Origin of the sequence: Rhizobium sp. JAB6, assembly GCF_003024605.1 — a bacterium.
Lineage (GTDB): Bacteria > Pseudomonadota > Alphaproteobacteria > Rhizobiales > Rhizobiaceae > Rhizobium.
On the sequence record NZ_PYJQ01000005.1, the window covers coordinates 436,212 to 453,715 of the forward strand.

At 60.4% G+C, this 17,504-nt stretch carries 15 protein-coding genes; 3 read left to right on the forward strand and 12 right to left on the reverse strand.

Features of this window, described 5'->3' with window-relative positions:
- Nucleotides 1-114: 114 nt before the first annotated feature.
- Complete coding sequence (locus tag C7U61_RS07910) at nucleotides 115-1,404, reverse strand: DNA polymerase IV (RefSeq protein WP_106997711.1); 1,290 nt, start codon at nucleotides 1,402-1,404, stop codon at nucleotides 115-117.
- 83 nt (nucleotides 1,405-1,487) lie between these two features.
- Between C7U61_RS07910 and C7U61_RS07915 the strand changes: the two genes are divergently transcribed.
- Nucleotides 1,488-2,066, forward strand: coding sequence for a GNAT family N-acetyltransferase (locus tag C7U61_RS07915; RefSeq protein WP_106997574.1), 579 nt, complete (start codon nucleotides 1,488-1,490; stop codon nucleotides 2,064-2,066).
- 19 nt (nucleotides 2,067-2,085) lie between these two features.
- On the opposite strand, the gene C7U61_RS07920 is transcribed toward C7U61_RS07915, so the two are convergent.
- Together C7U61_RS07920 and C7U61_RS07925 are read right to left on the reverse strand one after the other, a co-directional pair.
- Nucleotides 2,086-2,733, reverse strand: coding sequence for a hypothetical protein (locus tag C7U61_RS07920; RefSeq protein ID WP_106997575.1), 648 nt, complete (start codon nucleotides 2,731-2,733; stop codon nucleotides 2,086-2,088).
- 2 nt (nucleotides 2,734-2,735) lie between these two features.
- Nucleotides 2,736-3,044, reverse strand: coding sequence for a DUF3572 domain-containing protein (locus tag C7U61_RS07925; RefSeq protein ID WP_106997576.1), 309 nt, complete (start codon nucleotides 3,042-3,044; stop codon nucleotides 2,736-2,738).
- A gap of 131 nt (nucleotides 3,045-3,175) precedes the next feature.
- Between C7U61_RS07925 and C7U61_RS07930 the strand changes: the two genes are divergently transcribed.
- Nucleotides 3,176-3,547: a response regulator gene (locus C7U61_RS07930; RefSeq protein ID WP_106997712.1), complete on the forward strand. Its 372-nt coding sequence runs from the start codon at nucleotides 3,176-3,178 to the stop codon at nucleotides 3,545-3,547.
- Nucleotides 3,548-3,563: 16 nt separating this feature from the next.
- A complete protein-coding gene (locus C7U61_RS07935) occupies nucleotides 3,564-4,937 on the forward strand; it encodes a PleD family two-component system response regulator (RefSeq protein WP_106997577.1) in 1,374 nt (457 codons plus the stop codon).
- 811 nt (nucleotides 4,938-5,748) lie between these two features.
- Here C7U61_RS07935 and rpmG read toward each other — a convergent pair.
- The 9 genes from rpmG to C7U61_RS07980 all read right to left on the reverse strand — a co-directional run bounded on the left by rpmG (nucleotide 5,749) and on the right by C7U61_RS07980 (nucleotide 17,353).
- Complete coding sequence (rpmG, locus tag C7U61_RS07940; protein ID WP_003587245.1) at nucleotides 5,749-5,916, reverse strand: 50S ribosomal protein L33; 168 nt, start codon at nucleotides 5,914-5,916, stop codon at nucleotides 5,749-5,751.
- Between the two features lie 96 nt (nucleotides 5,917-6,012).
- Entirely contained in the window at nucleotides 6,013-7,197 is a 1,185-nt protein-coding gene (locus tag C7U61_RS07945) for an MFS transporter (RefSeq protein ID WP_106997578.1), read from the reverse strand.
- Between the two features lie 304 nt (nucleotides 7,198-7,501).
- Nucleotides 7,502-7,957, reverse strand: a complete 456-nt coding sequence (locus C7U61_RS07950; RefSeq protein ID WP_106997579.1) for a DUF983 domain-containing protein — start codon at nucleotides 7,955-7,957, stop codon at nucleotides 7,502-7,504.
- A gap of 31 nt (nucleotides 7,958-7,988) precedes the next feature.
- Complete coding sequence (gene rnr / locus C7U61_RS07955; protein ID WP_106997580.1) at nucleotides 7,989-10,367, reverse strand: ribonuclease R; 2,379 nt, start codon at nucleotides 10,365-10,367, stop codon at nucleotides 7,989-7,991.
- Entirely contained in the window at nucleotides 10,364-13,033 is a 2,670-nt protein-coding gene (topA, locus tag C7U61_RS07960; protein WP_106997713.1) for a type I DNA topoisomerase, read from the reverse strand. The genes rnr and topA overlap by 4 nt, the downstream gene beginning before the upstream one ends.
- Nucleotides 13,034-13,309: 276 nt before the next feature.
- Complete coding sequence (gene dprA / locus C7U61_RS07965) at nucleotides 13,310-14,458, reverse strand: DNA-processing protein DprA (protein WP_106997581.1); 1,149 nt, start codon at nucleotides 14,456-14,458, stop codon at nucleotides 13,310-13,312.
- Nucleotides 14,458-15,075, reverse strand: coding sequence for a glycerol-3-phosphate 1-O-acyltransferase PlsY (plsY, locus tag C7U61_RS07970; protein WP_106997582.1), 618 nt, complete (start codon nucleotides 15,073-15,075; stop codon nucleotides 14,458-14,460). The genes dprA and plsY overlap by 1 nt, the downstream gene beginning before the upstream one ends.
- Nucleotides 15,076-15,110: 35 nt before the next feature.
- On the reverse strand, nucleotides 15,111-16,400 hold the full coding sequence (locus C7U61_RS07975; RefSeq protein WP_106997583.1) for a dihydroorotase: 1,290 nt from the start codon (nucleotides 16,398-16,400) through the stop codon (nucleotides 15,111-15,113).
- The gene (locus tag C7U61_RS07980; RefSeq protein ID WP_106997584.1) at nucleotides 16,397-17,353 is read right to left on the reverse strand and encodes an aspartate carbamoyltransferase catalytic subunit; all 957 of its coding nucleotides are present in this window, start codon (nucleotides 17,351-17,353) and stop codon (nucleotides 16,397-16,399) included. Before C7U61_RS07980 ends, C7U61_RS07975 begins: the two co-directional genes overlap by 4 nt.
- Nucleotides 17,354-17,504 lie beyond the last annotated feature (151 nt).

Consider the following 17,504-nt stretch of genomic DNA (forward strand, 5'->3'; position numbering starts at 1 on the left):
ATTTACCAAAAAAGTTTGAATCCGAGCTTTTTCGCGAGAAAGAATCGCCCGCGTCACGCAAGGATTTCAGCGCAAGCAAATATCACCCGTTGGTGACGCCGCCATAACATATTGTTATTTCTGGTGTTTATCGCCGAATGTGTAACCGGTCTCGACCGTCTTGCTGCCGAATTTTTCTCGCAGCTTGTCCATGGCGGCTTCCGCGGCGGCTCTGCGCGTGGCCTGAACGTCGATGAGATCGGGCGGGTCCGCGCGTCCAGCATCGCCCAGATCCGTAACGCCGATGCCGATGAGGCGGAACTTCGTGCCGTCCGTTTCAGGTTCGAGCAGCCGCAAGCCGGTGCGGAAAATCCGGTCCGCCAGTTGGGTCGGGTTCTCCAGCCGACGGTTGCGCGTGCGGATTTTGAAATCCGAGGTTTTCAGCTTCAGTACGACAGTCTGTCCGGCAATGCCGCCGCGTTTCAGACGCCGGGAAACCTTTTCCGAGAGATCGCGCAGGATCGGCACGAGATCCTCATGGCGCCAGATATCTTCGAAGAAGGTGGTTTCGGAAGACACGCTCTTCGCCGCTTCATTCGGATGCACGGTTCGGTCGTCGATCCCTCGCGACAGCCGGAAAAGCCGCTGTCCGATGGAGCCGTAACGGCGCATGAGGTCGCCTTCCTCCATAGCCTGCAACTGGCCGATCGTGCGAATGCCGTCGCTTTCCAGCGTCGCGGCAAAGGCCTTGCCCACTCCCCAGATGGTCGTGACCGATCGCGGCTCCAGGAAGGAGAGAGCCTCTTCCTTGCCAATGACAGAGAAGCCTCGCGGCTTCTGCAGGTCGGAGGCAACCTTGGCGAGGAATTTGCAGTAGGAAAGCCCGACGGAGATTGTGATGCCGATCTCCCGTTCCACCCGCTTGGCGAATTTGGCGAGGATGCGAGCCGGGGGATCGTGATGCAGCCGCTGTGTGCCCTCGAGCTCGAGAAAGGCCTCATCGATCGAAAGCGGCTGCACCAGCGGTGTCAGGTTCTGCATCATTGCGCGGACCTCGCGGCCGACGCGCACGTATTTCTCCATGTTCGGCGGGATGACGACGGCCTGCGGACAGGCTTCCAGCGCCTTGAACATCGGCATGGCAGAGCGCACTCCATGGATGCGGGCGATATAGCAGGCGGTGGAGACGACCCCGCGCTTCCCGCCGCCGATGATAACGGGCTTGTCAGCCAGGTCCGGATTGTCGCGTTTCTCGATGGAGGCATAAAAGGCATCGCAATCGATATGCGCGAGGGTCAACGCGTAGAGTTCCCGGTGGTAGACGAGGCGAGGGCTGCCGCAGCTCCGGCAGCGCGTGCGCGTCATCGATTGCTCGCTCAAGCAATCGCGACAGAAGCCGGAGATCTTGTCGGGCGCATGGATCATCGAGCGAGAACAAAAATTGAACATCGCCACTTTATGATCTAAGCTCGCGAGTCTCAAGCTGGAAAACTGCCGGGGAGGCGCGAGTGCAGAACTTAATCGTGCAACCATTGACGCCGGATCGATGGAACGATTTCGAGACGCTGTTTGGACCAAGCGGTGCCTGCTATGGCTGTTGGTGCACTTATTTCCGTGTTCCGACATCGCAGCGCAAGACGATGGACGCAGCAGCAAAGAAGCAGTTGATCCAGGAGCGCATCTCGGCTGGGCCGCCGCCTGGCCTTCTAGGCTATATCGATGGGCAACCGGTCGCCTGGGTGCAGGTTGGTCCGCGCGCCGAGCTGCCGCAATGGAATTCACCGAAAACGGTGTCTCGTCCGCTCGATCCAGCCGATGCGGAAGATAGCTCCGTCTGGGCGGTAAGCTGCTTCTTCATCAATTCGAAGGATCGCGGCAAGGGGCATAGCCATCGCATGCTGTCGGAAGCCGTGAATTTCGCTCGCGCCTCCGGCGCGCGGCTGTTGGAGGGCTGTCCGATCGAGCGTACGAAACAGTCGAAATCCGTCGGCCTCTATGTCGGCTCGCAGCGCATATTCGAGGCCGCCGGATTTTCTGAAGTTGCGAAGCGGAAGGATGGCAGGCCTCTGATGCGCCTCGCTTTTTGAGGGGAGCGGATCGATGACGTCAGCGTGCGATATGGGCCTGGATCAGCGGCGCTGCCTGGCCCCATTCATTGGCTTCCGGAATCCCGGCGGCGACAGCGGGCGCCATGCGGTGAACGATGGAGTCCGGTTTCAGATTGATAAGGAGGCATTCCGGAACATATTCGCTGACCGAATGCAGGTTGTGAGCCATGTCGTCGACGAAGGCGACGGGCATCTCGCGCCGCCGATGCAGCGCACGCACGATCGGTCCCTTCGGCTGCAGCGACGCCAGCAGCGGATAGGCAAGTTCAAGCCTGTCGAGGAGCCGCCGCCTCTGCTGCCAGAACTGCGGCGGCATAGCGGTGAGGAAAACGATGTCAGCGTCTTTCGAGAATTCGCCGAGCGTATCGACCACGCGATCGAGAGGCGTCTGCCATTGTTCCTGCGCCTCGAAGAAGGTCTCGATCAGCCGATGAACATCCTTTTCTTCCAGCGCAGAACCATTGGCCTTGGAGACGATGTTGCCCGTCAGCCGGAAGGAGCGCGGCAGGAATTCATGGCCTTCGGCGTCGATGAAGATCAGGAAAGGCGCAAAGAAGTGCAGGACGACGTCGTCGACATCGCAGACGATCAACGGCCGTTCCTGCAGCCGGATATGCGAGACGTCGAATTCAAGCAGCGCATCCATCGTCAATATTCTCCAGAGGCAAGGCCGGGCGGTGAAAAATGCGCCGACGCGGCGGCGACGGCCTCCGGCGGAATGCCGCTGGCCTCGCAGAAGGCCAGCAATGTCGGTTCATGGTTCATGAGGAAATCGAGCATTCCGGCAAGAAAGGCGGGCTCGTTGATGGCGTTGCGCACCTGTGCCGGCTCTATACCAGTGAGCGCCAGGAAGCGGCCGAACATATCCGGTTCATTGGCCAGCCAGCCTAGCACGGCGATTGCAATCTCCTGCGGGTCGGCCGCGCTCTTCTTCGGGTTCTTGAAGTTACTTTGCATTTTGAAGGGTAAGTTACCTATTTTTCAACCAAATGCCGGTAGCGTGCGATTCAACTATTTCTGGAATCGGTTCCTCGCGACCCTATATTTCGAGAGAATGGATGCAATACCGGATGCAGGGACAGCTTTCCATGGCTAAGCAGGTAATGATTGTAGAAGACAATGAGCTCAATATGAAGCTCTTTCGCGATCTGATCGAAGCTTCCGGCTACACGACGATCCAGACCCGCAACGGCATGGAAGCGCTCGATCTGGCGCGCAAGCACCGTCCCGATCTGATCCTGATGGATATCCAGCTGCCGGAGGTTTCCGGTCTGGAGGTCACCAAATGGCTGAAGGAAGACGACGATCTGCACGTCATTCCCGTGATCGCAGTTACGGCCTTCGCCATGAAGGGCGATGAGGAGCGCATTCGCCAGGGTGGCTGCGAGGCCTACGTCTCGAAGCCGATTTCAGTGCCGAAATTCATTGAGACCATTAAGACCTATCTGGGCGACGCCTGATGATCGGGAAGAGCTGATGACCGCACGCATTCTGGTAGTCGACGATATTCCGGCCAACGTAAAGCTTCTGGAGGCCCGGCTGCTGGCCGAATATTTCGAAGTGCTGACGGCTGAGGACGGCTTTAAAGCCCTTGCCGTTTGCGCGAATACGCAGGTCGACCTCATTCTTCTCGATATTATGATGCCCGGCATGGACGGCTTCGAGGTGTGCGAGCGACTGAAATCCGATCCTCGCACTGCGCGTATCCCTGTCGTCATGGTGACTGCGCTCGATCAGCCCGCCGACCGAGTGCGTGGCCTGAAGGCCGGTGCCGACGATTTCCTGACCAAGCCGGTCAATGACCTCCAGCTGATTTCACGCGTCAAGAGCCTGCTTCGCTTGAAGACTTTGAGCGATGAGCTGCATATGCGCAATGAGACTGCGCGCAATTTCGGGATTAGCGATCTGATGCGCTTTGGAGACGGCCGTCCTGAGGAGACCGGCCAGGTGTTACTGGTCGATGGTCGTGCCAATTCGCAGGAGCGTATCATCCGCGCGCTGAAACCGATTGCTCAGGTCGTCGCGATGTCCGATCCGCAAGCGGCTTTGTTCGAAGCGGCGGAGCAGTCGTTCGAACTAGTCATCGTCAATGCGAATTTCGATGAATACGATCCGCTGCGACTTTGTTCGCAGTTGCGCTCGCTGGAGCGTACGCGCTTCCTGCCGGTACTGCTGGTGACGGAGCAGGGGGCCGATAACATGATCGTCCGCGCGTTGGATCTCGGCGTCAACGACTATATTGTCCGCCCGGTGGATCCCAATGAGCTCGTGGCCCGCTGCCTGACGCAGATGCGCCGCAAACGCTATAACGACCGTCTGCGTGCCAGTGTACAGCAAACAATAGAGCTTGCCGTCACCGACGCGCTCACCGGCCTGCACAACAGGCGCTATCTCGACAATCACCTCAAGGTGCTTTTCGACCGATCCCTCGCCCGGGGCAGACCGCTATCGATCCTGGTCACCGATATAGACCGCTTCAAGACCGTCAACGACACCCACGGACACGATGCGGGCGATGAAGTTCTCAAGGAGTTTGCCGCACGAATCCGCTCGACGGTGCGCGGCGCGGACCTTGCCTGTCGTTACGGGGGTGAGGAATTCGTCGTGGTCATGCCGGACACGCCTGCCGATATCGCCGCAGCTGTCGCAGAACGTCTGCGTGCTGCGGTAGAAAATATGCCTGTGAAACTGCGTGATACTGGTATCGCGCTTAACATCACCGCATCCTTCGGCATCTCATGCCGCCTGGAAACAATCGATACGCCGCAGCAGTTGATGAAACAGGCGGATCTTGCGCTTTACGAAGCTAAAAGGGCAGGGCGTAACAGGGTGGTTGCTTCAGCCGCATAGGGCGAACGGGCGAAAATGGCAGTTACCCATCAATATTGAGGGGGGGCTTTTAGGTTTTGAACAGTGATTCAATTTTTTTGTTCTATACCCGACGGGCATAAGTACTAGGGCTCCGTTTAAAGAAAATAATCATATTTATACTCTCGGCATCAGTATATGATTTCGCTTTTGGCGGGTTTCTGACTGTCTTACTATATTTTGCTGTTTTGTTTACGATTTGCGGATGTGTTCGAGTGCGGAAAGTAGGGGATTGACTGGAGGTAATTTTAACATGCAGTTTTACTTAAATATAAATATTGTGTATTTTCTACCGATAAACGAAATATCTGTCTATCCCGGATGAATTCTTGACTATTTTTTATTAATTCTATCGGGACTTCTTTTCCATTAAAGCCGTGAATTTTAACCATCCGAGCAGACAAGTATTCTTATCATTAAGAATTTGTTGATTTCCTTTTAATTTCGCGCGAATTTAGTTTCATACACGGACAGCCCATTAGGGGTATCCGAGATACCCCATGATGCTCAGGTCCGCCGCATCTCCTGGGTCGTGGGGTCGGTCGGCTGGCAGGCAGAAGATAACGGTTCCTCGTGCCGTTTTGCAGGCTAGCCGGCCCCCGTTCAAAACGCCGTTCTTCATTTCTGAAGGGCGGCGTTTTTCTTTTGTCGATCTTTGGCAAGGCATTGTTTCGGTAGAGGCGTTGTCAAACCACTACTGCAAAATCGGACGACGATCGAAATGAGATTGATAAAACAAAAAAGGCGCTAACCCGGAAGGTTGCGCCTTTTTGTAACCTGAAGTTTAGGAAATTTACTTGATCTTCGTTTCCTTGAACTCGACGTGCTTCTTAGCAATCGGGTCGTACTTTGTCTTCGTCATCTTGTCCGTCATCGTACGGCTGTTCTTCGTCGTGACGTAGAAGAAACCGGTGTCGGCCGTCGACAGCAGCTTGATCTTGATGGTGGTAGCCTTGGCCATAGTCGTCCTGCCTTTAATAAAAATGAACGCCGTGGACGGCCAGTGCGGAGGTCCACGGCGAATTCTGGCGCGAAAATACAAATCGCGCCCGAAAAGTCAACCTCTCTTGCCCATGAAAAGCAGCCGTATTCCCGAAAGAAGGACGTAGAGACCGAAGAAAAAGGCCACAGCCCAGGCAAAGCCGCTGGGATTGGCGAAATCCATGGCCGTGCCGATCGTCGGCGGGCCGAGAACCATGCCGACGGCATAACAGAAGACGAAGGCCGCATTGGCGGCGACAAGATCAACGCCGGTCAGCCGCGTGCCGAGATGGCTGAGGCCGACGGTATACATCCCGGAAACGCAGCCGCCCCAGAAGAGCAGGATGATGGCGAGAATGATCCAGTTCGATGACAGCGACGGCAGCAGGAGCGCTCCGACAAGCCCGATCGTGGCCATGATCGACAGCAGCGGCCGCTTGTCGCGCATGCGGTCGGCAAGCAGTCCGAGCGGAATCTGGAAGACGAAATTGCCCACACCCATGACGGTCAGCAGCAATGCCGCCTGTGATTCGTTGAAACCGAGGCGAGTTGCATAGCTGGTGAAGAGCGATCCCCCGCCAACGGTGACCGCACCGAACACGAAGACCGCAGCCGTCGCCGTCGGCACGAGGAAGATGTAGCGCACGAAATGCAGCTCCGGCTTCTCATCGACGATCGGGCTTTCGTTGCGGGCAATGAAGATCGGGATGGCGGCGGCGAGGATGATGCAGGCGCCGATGAGGAAGGGCATCAGGCCTTCGCTGCCCACGACGGAAAAGACGAGGGGGCCGGCCGCAAATCCCAGAGAGAAGACGGTGGAATAGAGGCCGAGCACGAAGCCGCGCTTGGAAGGCGGCGAGGCGGCGTTGATCCAGAATTCCGACAGGATGAAGAGGGTTGTCGTCGCCCCATGAAAGACGATGCGCAGCGGAAACCACAGAAGCAGATTTTCCGCATAATAGAAGCCGAGGGAGCTCAGAGCCGATAGGAAAACGGCCCAGATCATCGTCTGCACGACGCCGAAGCGATGCGCGAGCTTGGTCGTGACGACTGCTGCCAGCATCGAGGCGACGCCCATCATTGCCGTGTTAAGGCCGATGAGGGTCGAAGGAACGCCGCGCTTTTCGAGAATGATGCTCAGAAGCGGCAGCCCCAGACCGATGGCGATGCCAACGGCGGATACGGAGGTAATGGCTGCGACGAGCGAAGGCCAGTGAATTTCTTCGACGTGGCCGGCCTTGTCGTTCGTCGGTTCAAGCATAAACAAATCCCTGGGGCATGAGGCGGGCGAATCGATCGGAATGTAGAGCACAGGAAGCCACGGCTCGGCCAAATTCAGGTGACAGGTCGGCTTTCATGTGATCGATCACACCCTCCGGAGTAGTCCCTATGACGCGCGGCATGTTCAGACAAGAAATGCTGCTCATGTCAAGCGGTTGCCGGCAAAGCAGTCCGCCCGAAGCACGATTAAGCGACAAAACCTCTGCAGTTTCCGATATAGAAGCGCAATGCAAGGAAACAATCTCTGCCAGCGAGAGACTGACGGCATGAATCGTACCGTATGGTCACGGCCGGCCGTTTCCCTGGTCCCATTCTTCCGGGGTGTCGTCATGACCGCCGAAGCCATGCATGCGCAGCGCCCATTGCAGACCGATGACGCCACCCTTGATCGGCTGGATGATGGCGAGCGCGGCGATAATGGTGATGGGCGTCCAGATGGCAAGATGCGCCCATAGCGGTAGCTTGAAGGTCATATCGGTGAGCATATAGGCACCGACGATCAGGTGCCCGAGAACCAGGATCACTAAATAGGGCGGCAGGTCATCGGCGCGCTGGTGAGAGATATCTTCATCACAAACCGCGCATCGGTCGACAGGCTTCAGAAAGGCGCGGAAGAGCTCGCCGGTGCCGCAGCGCGGGCAGCGGTTCAGCATGCCGCGGGAAATCGATCGCCCGAGCGGACGTTCGCTCTCGTGCGAGCCGCCGAAGCGGATGGGGGAGTCGGATGGGCTGCCCGTCATGAATGCGTACCTCCGTGCCGGCAGCCGTCCTTTATCTGCGGCCGCGCGGCGGTCTCGTGCCCGCTGCCTTGCGGGCCTGGTTCTTGTTGCGGCGCGTGGCCTTATGGAACGAACGCACCGCCGTCGGCATAGGCTTGCCGTCGCTCAGCATCTCGAAGCGCAGTGCTCCGGCAAGCGGCACGGCTTCCGCCAGCCTCACCGTCACATCGTCGCCGAGACGATATCCGAGCCCCGTCCTTTCGCCTGTCAGCGCCTGATGGGCCTCGTCGTAGATGAAGTAGTCGGTGCCGAGCGTGGATATAGGAATGAAACCGTCGGCGCCATAGTCCGGCAGAGTGACAAAAAGTCCCGATTTGGTGACGCCGCCGACGCGAGCCTGGAATTCCGCACCGACGCGGCCGGCGAGATGGTGGGCAATGAGCCGGTCCACCGTCTCACGTTCTGCGGCCATGGCACGGCGCTCGAAGGTCGAGATCTCAGCTGCGATATCGTCGAGCGAGGCTTCTTCGTCCGGCGTGATGCCGCCTTCGCCGAGGCCGAGCGAGCCGACCAGCGCGCGATGCACGATCAAGTCGGCATAGCGACGGATGGGCGAGGTGAAGTGGGCGTACTTCACCAGGTTCAGGCCGAAGTGCCCGATATTGTCGGGGCTGTAGATCGCCTGGCTCTGCGAGCGCAGCACCATCTCGTTGACCATGGTCTGGTGCGCCGTACCTTCGGCCTTTGCGAGGATGCCGTTGAAGCTGTTGGCGCGCACATTGCCGCCCTTGGCAAGCGAAATGCCGAGCGTCGCCAGGAATTCGCGCAGCACTTCCTGCTTGGCGAGCGTCGGGCCATCGTGGATACGATAGATCAGCACCTGCCTGCGCTTTTCCAGCGTTTCCGCGGCGGCGACGTTCGCCTGGATCATCATCTCTTCGATGAGCTTATGCGCGTCGAGGCGCGGCGGCACGAAGACGCGATCGACGGTGCCGTCTGGCTTCAGCAGGATCTTGCGCTCGGGCATGTCCAGTTCGAGCGGCTGGCGCCGGTCGCGGCCTTTCTTCAAAATCTCATAGGCGTGCCAGAGCGGCTTCAGGATCGGCTCCAGCATCGGCCCGGTCTTGTCGTCGGGCTTTCCGTCGATCGCCGCCTGCGCCTGCTGGTAGGAAAGCTTGGCCGCGCTCTTCATCATGACGCGATGGAAGGTGTGACCGGCCTTGCGCCCTTCCTTGGAGAAGATCATCCGCACCGCAAGAGCAGGCCGGTCGACGCCCTCCTTGAGCGAGCACAGATCGTTGGAAATGCGCTCGGGCAGCATCGGCACGACGCGATCGGGGAAATAGACCGAATTGCCGCGCTTCAGCGCCTCGCGGTCGAGGGGCGAGTTCGGGCGTACATACCAGCAGACGTCAGCGATGGCGACCGTGACGATCACGCCGTCCGGATTGTCGGGCGAGGGGTCCATTTCGGCATAGACGGCGTCGTCATGGTCCTTGGCGTCGGCCGGGTCGATGGTGATCAGCGGCAGGCTGCGCCAATCCTCGCGATGCGACATGGTGGCCGGCTTGGCCGCATCGGCCTCCGCCATGACCGCGGCGGGGAAGACGTGCGGTATTCCGTGGGCGTGAATGGCGATCATCGAGATCGCCTTTTCCGAGGCGACAGAGCCGATGACCGACAGGACCTTGGCGCGCTGCAGGCCGAATCGGCCGAGGCGCGCCACTTCGACTTCGACCAGATCGCCATCCTTGGCGCCCCCGGTATAATCCGGGTCGATCACCATCTCCTCGCCGCGCCGTTCGATCGGCATCAGGCGGCCGCCACCGCCGGGCGTTTGGCGGAAGACACCCATGGAGGCGCCCTGCCGCTTGTCGATGACCTTGATGATGCGGGCCGTGTAGGCGGGACCGCCACGATCGACGGCCGGGAAGATCTTCGCGAGAATGCGGTCGCCCATGCCGGCGACCGGCGCCTTGCCCTTGCCGTTGCGACCGGCGGGCGAGGAGGACTGCTTGATCATGACGGCGGGCGCGACGCCGTTTTCCTCAGGCCATTCGGCCGGCCGGCCGATCAGCATGCCATCCTTGTCGCGCGTCGTGATGTCCAGAACGGCAATCGGCGGCAGCGCGCCGGGGCGGATGAGCGACTTGCGGCTCTTCTGCACCATGCCTTCTTCTTCGAGCTCGCGCAGCAGTTCCTTCAGTGCGATGCGGCTCTCGCCCTTCAGGCCAAAGGCTTTAGCAAGCTCGCGCTTGGACGCCTGCTGCGGATGATCGGCGATGAAGCGCAGGATGACCTCGCGCGGCGGCAGCTCGCCATGAATGATCGCCATCGTCGGCTCGGCGTTCTCCCCCCGCTTGGTCGCGCGACCAGACTTGCCGGGCCGTCGCTCCGACGATGAAATCCTGCCGCGCGGTTCCTTGCTCACTCTGCGCTCTTCTTTTTCGCTGCCGTCTTGCCCGCCGGCTTCTTGGCAGCAGCCTTCGGTTTGGCGGTCGTTTTCGTTGCTTTGGCACTGGCTGCGGTAGTCTTTGCCTTGGCGGGCGCCTTCTTGGTGCTGCCGCCGCTCTTGCCGGCCTTGGCGGCGATCAGGGCCAGAGCTTCCTCGACTGTGATCGCCTGCGGATCCGTGCCCTTCGGCAGCGTCGCATTGACCTTGCCCCAATTGACGTAGGGACCATACTTGCCGTCGCGGACGGTGATCGCGCCGCCGCCATCCGGATGCTCGCCGAGCTCCTTCAGCGCCGCTGCGGCCCCGCGCGCCTTGCCGCCTGCCGCTTTGCTCTGCTTTTCGGCAATCAGCGTCACGGCGCGGTTGAGGCCGACGGTGAAGACATCCTCCACGCTTTCGAGATTGGCGTAGCTGCCGTCATGCAGAAGGAAGGGCCCATAGCGGCCGATGCCGGAAGAGATCATCTTGCCGGTTTCGGGATGTTTGCCGATATCGCGTGGCAGCGAGATCAAAGCCATCGCCTTCTCGTAATCGATATCTTCGGGCTTCCAGCCGCGCGGCAGCGAAGCGCGCTTAGCATCCTTGCCGTCACCGCGCTGAATGTATGGCCCGAAGCGGCCCGAACGCAGGGTCAGCTCCTCACCCGTCACCGGATCGGCGCCGAGCGCTTTCGGCTCGTTCAAGCCGTTGGATTCGGCCTCCGCGCCGCCCTCTGACGAAAGCTGGCGCGTATAATTGCATTCCGGATAATTCGAGCAGCCGACGAAGGCGCCGTATTTGCCGAGCTTCAGCGAGAGATTGCCGGTGCCGCATACCTGGCAGATGCGCGGGTCGCTGCCGTCCTCGCGCTTCGGGAAGACAAGCGGTGCCAGCGCGTCGTTCAGAGCGTCGAGCACATTGGTGACCCGCAGTTCCTTCGTGTCTTCGATCTGGGCGAAGAAGTCGCGCCAGAAGTCGCGCAGCACGTCCTTCCAGTTCAGCTCGCCGGCCGAGATACGGTCGAGCTTCTCTTCCAGGTCCGCCGTGAAATCATATTCCACATACTTGGTGAAGAAGCTTTCGAGAAAGGCTGTGACCAGCCGGCCTTTCGCCTGCGGCACCAGCTTGCGCTTGTCGATGGTCACGTAATCGCGGTCTCGCAGCGTCGCGAGTGTCGCGGCATAGGTGGAGGGGCGGCCAATGCCCAGCTCTTCCATCTTCTTGATTAGCGATGCCTCAGAATAGCGCGGCGGCGGTTCGGTGAAATGCTGGGTGGAATTGATCTTCTGTTTGGCGAGATTTTCGCGCGCATTGATCTCTGGCAGGCGGCCGCCTTCTTCGCTGTCGTCGCTCTGCTCGCCATCTTCCTTCTGGTCGGTATAGGCGGCGATGAAGCCGTCGAAGCGGATGACGGAGCCGACGGCGCGCAGACCGGCCTTCTTGCCGGCATTGTCGGCGAGGATCTCGACGGTCGTGCGCTCGATTTCGGCCGATGCCATCTGGCTGGCTATGCCGCGCTTCCAGATCAGGTCGTAGAGCTTCAGCTGATCGTCATCGAGAAACTTGCGGATGCGGTCCGGCACGCGATCGAAGTCGGTCGGGCGGATCGCCTCGTGCGCTTCCTGGGCATTTTTCGCCTTGGTAGAATAGAAGCGTGCCTTTTCCGGCAGGTAACGGTCGCCGAACTGGTTGGCGATGGCCCGGCGTGCCGCATCGATTGCTTCCGGCGCCATCTGAACGCCGTCGGTACGCATATAGGTAATAAGACCGACGGTTTCGCCGCCGATGTCGACGCCTTCATAGAGCTTCTGCGCTACCTGCATCGTGCGCGAGGCCGAAAAACCGAGCTTCGAAGACGCAGCCTGCTGCAACGTCGATGTGGTAAAGGGTGGGCTCGGATTGCGCTTGACCGGCTTTGCTTCGACCGTGTCGACAACATAGGAGGCGCCTTCGAGCAGCGCCTTCAGCCTGCCGGCCTCGTCGCCGTTGCCGATGGCGCGCGGCTGCAGCCGCTTGCCGTCGGCAGAGACCAGGCGGGCTTCGAACTCGTCGCCCCGCGGCGTCTTCAGGATCGCCGAAAGGTTCCAGTATTCTTCCGATATGAAGCGTTCGATCTCGGACTCGCGGTCGCAGACCAGGCGAAGGGCCACGGACTGCACGCGGCCGGCAGAGCGGGCGCCCGGCAGCTTGCGCCAGAGAACCGGCGACAGGTTGAAGCCGACGAGATAGTCGAGGGCGCGGCGGGCGAGATAGGCATCGACCAGCGGCACATCGATGTCGCGGGGCTCGGCCATGGCGTCGAGCACGGCCTTCTTGGTGATGGCATTGAAGACGACACGCTTTACCGGCTTGCCGTTGATGACCCGCTTCTTGTTCAATACGTCGAGCACATGCCAGGAAATGGCTTCACCCTCGCGATCCGGGTCGGTCGCGAGAATCAGGCCATCGGAGGATTTCAGCGCGTCGGCGATGTCCTTGATGCGCTTTTGCGAGGCACCATCGACTTCCCACAGCATTTCGAAATCCTGATCCGGCAACACCGAACCATCTTTGGCGGGCAGGTCGCGCACATGGCCGAAGGATGCAAGAACCTTATATCCGGGTCCCAGATATTTATTGATTGTCTTGGCCTTGGCAGGCGATTCCACCACTACAACGTTCATCATTAAGTCTCTGAATAAGAGGTCGCGCCGGTATAAGGCGCGGGAGATACCGGGTTTTTCCGTCTTCCCGGCCCTCCGACATGGACAGGGAAATCGTCGCGGTCAAGAGGCTACTGCATAATTCCTTAAATCGGGAACGATTGAAGGATAAAATTATGCCGCACCTTTAACGTGTTACAGCGACCTTTGCGCGTCACTGACGCGCGGCGCTGTAATGCGATTTGTGCGCTTGGCGCGACGATGCGCTGCTTAGAATCGGTACGCGTGTCACAATTTTCAATCCAGCATGGAGATCGAGACCAGTCCGCCGGGATGGCGATGCAGCCGGCCCGCCATGTCCAGTTCGAGAAGAACGGAATGAACAGCCGATATCGGCAGGCCGGTGTGGCGGACGATATCGTCGATTTCGACCGGTGTCGGCCCGAGCGCTTCGACGATATGGTCGCGCTCGGCGTCATCGGGCGGTGCGGCAAGCAGCACGCTTCTTTCAACGGGCGGTGCGGCGGGGCGCGCGCGAAAGAGGTCCGGTTCGGCGAGCGGCCGCAGGGCGTCGACGACATCGTCCGGCGACGTGACGATCATCGCGCCGTCTTTCAGCAGGCCGTTCGTGCCTTCGCAGCGCGGATCGAGCGGCGAGCCGGGAACGGCAAAGACGAGCCGGCCGAATTCGCCCGCAAGCCGCGCCGTGATCAGCGAGCCGGACCGCGTCGCCGCTTCGACGACCACGACGCCGAGCGAAATGCCGGCGATAAGCCGATTGCGGCGCGGAAAATCGCGTGCCCGCGGTTCCCAGCCGAAAGGCATTTCGCTGACGGCAAGCCCGTTGCCATCCCATATGTCATTGAGCAGGCCGATATTCTCGGGTGGGTAGGGCTGGTCGAGCCCGCCTGCCATGGCGGCGATCGTGCCGGTGGCAAGGCTGGCGCGGTGGGCTGCCGTATCGATGCCGCGCGCCAGGCCGGAGACCACCGCATAGCCGGCATCGCCACAGGCGCGCGCGACCATCGCGGTGAATTTGGCGCCGCTGATCGAGGCGTTGCGAGAGCCGACCATGCCGATGGCCGGCCTCGTTGCCACAGACATGTTGCCCTTGACGGCCAGCAGCGGCGGCGCGCCATCGATCTCGCGGAGGGCAGGGGGATAATCCGGTTCGCCGATACCGACGAAGCGTGCACCGAATCGATGCACTGCTTCCAGTTCTCGCAATGCGTCCCGCTCGTCTGCGATGCGGACGGCACGCGTCGAGTCGCCGCGCTGCGAAAGCTCCGGTAACATGGCGAGCGCTGCTTCGGCGGAGCCGTAATGATTGATGAGATCTCGGAAAGTGGATGGACCGACATTGTCGGAGCGGATGAGCCTGAGCCAGGCGATCCTTTGTTTTTCGGTCAGCGCAACTCCGGTCCGTCGTGCGCTGCCTGTGTCCATTATCCCTTTGCTCCGATCTTGCCTTCCGTTCCCGCGGTCAGCCGGGCAATATTGGCCCTATGCTTGTACCAGGAGATGACGGTCATTAGCGCCATGACGGCGGCGATCTTATCAGCGCCCAATATCCACAATACAACCGGTATGACAAGAGTTGCAACCAGTGCGGAAAGCGAAGAGTAGCGCGTGGTAAAGGCGATCGCCAGCCAGACGATGGCGAAGATCAGGGCCATCAGCGGCGCGAGACCCAACAGGACGCCGAGATAGGTCGCAACACCCTTGCCACCCTTGAAGCCGATCCAGACCGGGAAGATATGGCCGATGAAGGCTGCGAAACCGGCGAGCATGCCGGCGTCCGCGCCGAAGAAATGCGCCGTGATCAGAACGGCGGCCGTGCCCTTGAAAGCATCGAGCAGCAGGGTCCCGGCCGCAAGTCCCTTGTTGCCGGTGCGCAGTACGTTGGTTGCGCCGATATTGCCCGATCCGATGTTGCGCACATCGCCGAGACCGGCCATGCGGGTCAAAAGGAGTCCGAACGGGATGGAGCCGAGCAGATAGCCGATGAGGAGGGCGGCCAGCGCGGTCTGCAGGGTAAGCTGCCAAGTCCAGAAATCAGCCATCGCGTTCTTATTCTCCGTAAACCCTGGCGCTTGCCTTAGAGACTGTGAACCAGCCTGCCGGCGACATAGGTTGCAACCGCCCTGCCGCTCATTCTCGCATCTTCGAAGGGCGTATTCTTCGAGCGCGACAAAAGCATGTCTTTTGCGACAAGCCAAGGCTCGTCGAGATCGACGAGAGCGATATCGGCTTTGGCGCCGGGCTTCAGCGTGCCGGCGGGCAGCCCGAAGATCTGCGCCGGCCGCGTCGAGAGCGCATCGATGATCCGCATCAGGCTCACCTGGCCGCTATGATAGAGCCGGAGTGCTGCCGGAAGCAGCGTCTCCAGCCCGACCGCTCCGTCCTCGGCCTCCCCAAATGGCAGTCGTTTCGTATCCACATCCTGCGGATCATGCGAGGAGACGATGATGTCGATCGTGCCGCCGGCCAGCGCTTCGATCATGCCCATGCGGTCATCCTCGGAGCGCAGCGGCGGGTAGAGTTTGAAGAAGGTTCGGTACTCGCCGATGTCGTTCTCGTTGAGCGCGAGATTGTTGATGGAGATGCCGCAGGTGACCTTTGCGCCGCGCGAGCGGGCAAGGCGGATCGCTTCCGCCGATTCCGGTACAGAGATCATGGCGGCGTGATAATGGCTGTGCGTCAGCGTCGCGATGCGGAGGTCGCGCTCAAGCGGGATCAGTTCGGCTTCCTTCGGGATGCCGGAGAGCCCGAGCCAGCTTGCCAGAAGGCCCTCATGCATGACGCCGTTTGCGCCGAGATATTTATCGCGCGTCTCGCAGGAAATGACGGCGCCGAATTCGCGCGCATAGGTCATGATGCGACGCAGAACCTGGCTGTCGTGGACGCCGGAATGCGCGTCGGTGAACACGACGGCGCCTGCTTCCCGCAGCAGGCCGATTTCCGTCATCTCCTCGCCGGCAAGCCCCTTGGTAAGGGCAGCGGCCGGATAGACATTGACGACGGCCGTATCGCGCGCCGTCTTCCGGACGAATTCGACCAGCGCAATATCATCGATAACCGGATCGGTGTCGGGCATCATGATAAAGGAGGTGACGCCGCCGGCCGCAGCCGCGCGGCTCGCGGAGGCTATCGTTTCCCGATGTTCGCCGCCCGGTTCGCCGACATGCACGCGGGCATCGACCAGGCCGGGAATGGCGACGAGCCCATTGCAATCGCGAACGGTCGCGCCTTTGGGAACGCCGTGGCTCTTCGCATCCTTGCCGGAGGCAACAATCGCACCGTCTTCGACGACGATGGCGCCGACCTCGTCGAGATCGCGAGAGGGATCGATGATACGGACGTTCTGGAGGACGATCGAGTTGCTCATGAGCCCACTCCCTCGCTGCGAGGTCCCTGGTTCTGTGAAACGAGCAGCGTTTCCATCACGGCCATGCGGACGGCGACGCCCATCTCCACCTGTTCGGCGATGACGCTTTGCGGGCCATCCGCCACTTCGGAGGCGATTTCCACGCCTCGGTTCATGGGGCCGGGATGCATGACAAGCGCATCCTCCTTGGCGGCCTTCAGGGTCTCGGCGTCGAGCCCGTAAAAGTGATAATATTCGCGCACCGAAGGCACGAAGGCGCCGGACATGCGCTCGCGCTGAAGACGGAGCATCATGACGACGTCGGCATCCTTCAGCCCTTCCTTCATCGAATGGAAGATTTCGACACCCATGTCGGCGATGCCGGCCGGCAAAAGCGTGGCCGGTGCGACGACGCGGACGCGTGCTCCCATCGCGTTCAGTAGCAGGATGTTCGAGCGGGCAACGCGCGAATGCAGCACGTCGCCGCAGATGGCAACGATAATGCGCGAGAGCTTGCCCTTGGCTCGGCGGATTGTCAGCGCGTCGAGCAAGGCCTGGGTCGGATGCTCGTGCTGACCGTCGCCGGCATTGACCACGGAGCAGGAGACTTTCTGTGCCAGTAATGCGGCAGCCCCCGCGCTCGAATGGCGGATGACCAGCACATCAGGCCGCATGGCATTCAGCGTCATCGCCGTATCGATCAGCGTCTCGCCCTTTTTGACCGAGGAGTTGCCGACCGACATGTTCATCACGTCGGCGCCGAGCCGTTTGCCGGCCAGTTCGAAGGAGGATTGCGTGCGCGTCGATGCTTCGAAGAAGAGATTGATCTGCGTCAGCCCGCGAAGCGTCGACGTCTTTTTCTCGCGCTGGCGGCTGATCTTGACCGCCTCGTCGGCCTTGTCGAGAAGATAGGTGATATCCTGCTCGGTGAGGCCTTTGATGCCGATGAGGTGGCGGTGGGGAAAGAAGACCATGAACCTGCCCTCTGGATTTCGTCAGGCGGTCTATAAAGAGGCAGCGCCGATGGGGCAAGCGGCGGTATGTGCCGAGGCTGTTTGTTCCCCATGCAATTTCGCCCGAATCCCGCTACAGGAGCGATGCCGGTGGGAGACGTAACTTCCAGTT

Bases quoted from the DNA above. Each gene is read 5' to 3' on its own strand.
- C7U61_RS07910 (WP_106997711.1), bottom strand. From the start codon at position 1,404: ATGATCCATGCGCCCGACAAGATCTCCGGCTTCTGTCGCGATTGCTTG.
- C7U61_RS07920 (WP_106997575.1), bottom strand. From the start codon at position 2,733: ATGGATGCGCTGCTTGAATTCGACGTCTCGCATATCCGGCTGCAGGAA.
- C7U61_RS07925 (WP_106997576.1), bottom strand. From the start codon at position 3,044: ATGCAAAGTAACTTCAAGAACCCGAAGAAGAGCGCGGCCGACCCGCAG.
- C7U61_RS07930 (WP_106997712.1), top strand. From the start codon at position 3,176: ATGGCTAAGCAGGTAATGATTGTAGAAGACAATGAGCTCAATATGAAG.
- C7U61_RS07935 (WP_106997577.1), top strand. From the start codon at position 3,564: ATGACCGCACGCATTCTGGTAGTCGACGATATTCCGGCCAACGTAAAG.
- rpmG (WP_003587245.1), bottom strand. From the start codon at position 5,916: ATGGCCAAGGCTACCACCATCAAGATCAAGCTGCTGTCGACGGCCGAC.
- C7U61_RS07945 (WP_106997578.1), bottom strand. From the start codon at position 7,197: ATGCTTGAACCGACGAACGACAAGGCCGGCCACGTCGAAGAAATTCAC.
- C7U61_RS07950 (WP_106997579.1), bottom strand. From the start codon at position 7,957: ATGACGGGCAGCCCATCCGACTCCCCCATCCGCTTCGGCGGCTCGCAC.
- topA (WP_106997713.1), bottom strand. From the start codon at position 13,033: ATGAACGTTGTAGTGGTGGAATCGCCTGCCAAGGCCAAGACAATCAAT.
- dprA (WP_106997581.1), bottom strand. From the start codon at position 14,458: ATGGACACAGGCAGCGCACGACGGACCGGAGTTGCGCTGACCGAAAAA.
- plsY (WP_106997582.1), bottom strand. From the start codon at position 15,075: ATGGCTGATTTCTGGACTTGGCAGCTTACCCTGCAGACCGCGCTGGCC.
- C7U61_RS07975 (WP_106997583.1), bottom strand. From the start codon at position 16,400: ATGAGCAACTCGATCGTCCTCCAGAACGTCCGTATCATCGATCCCTCT.
- C7U61_RS07980 (WP_106997584.1), bottom strand. From the start codon at position 17,353: ATGGTCTTCTTTCCCCACCGCCACCTCATCGGCATCAAAGGCCTCACC.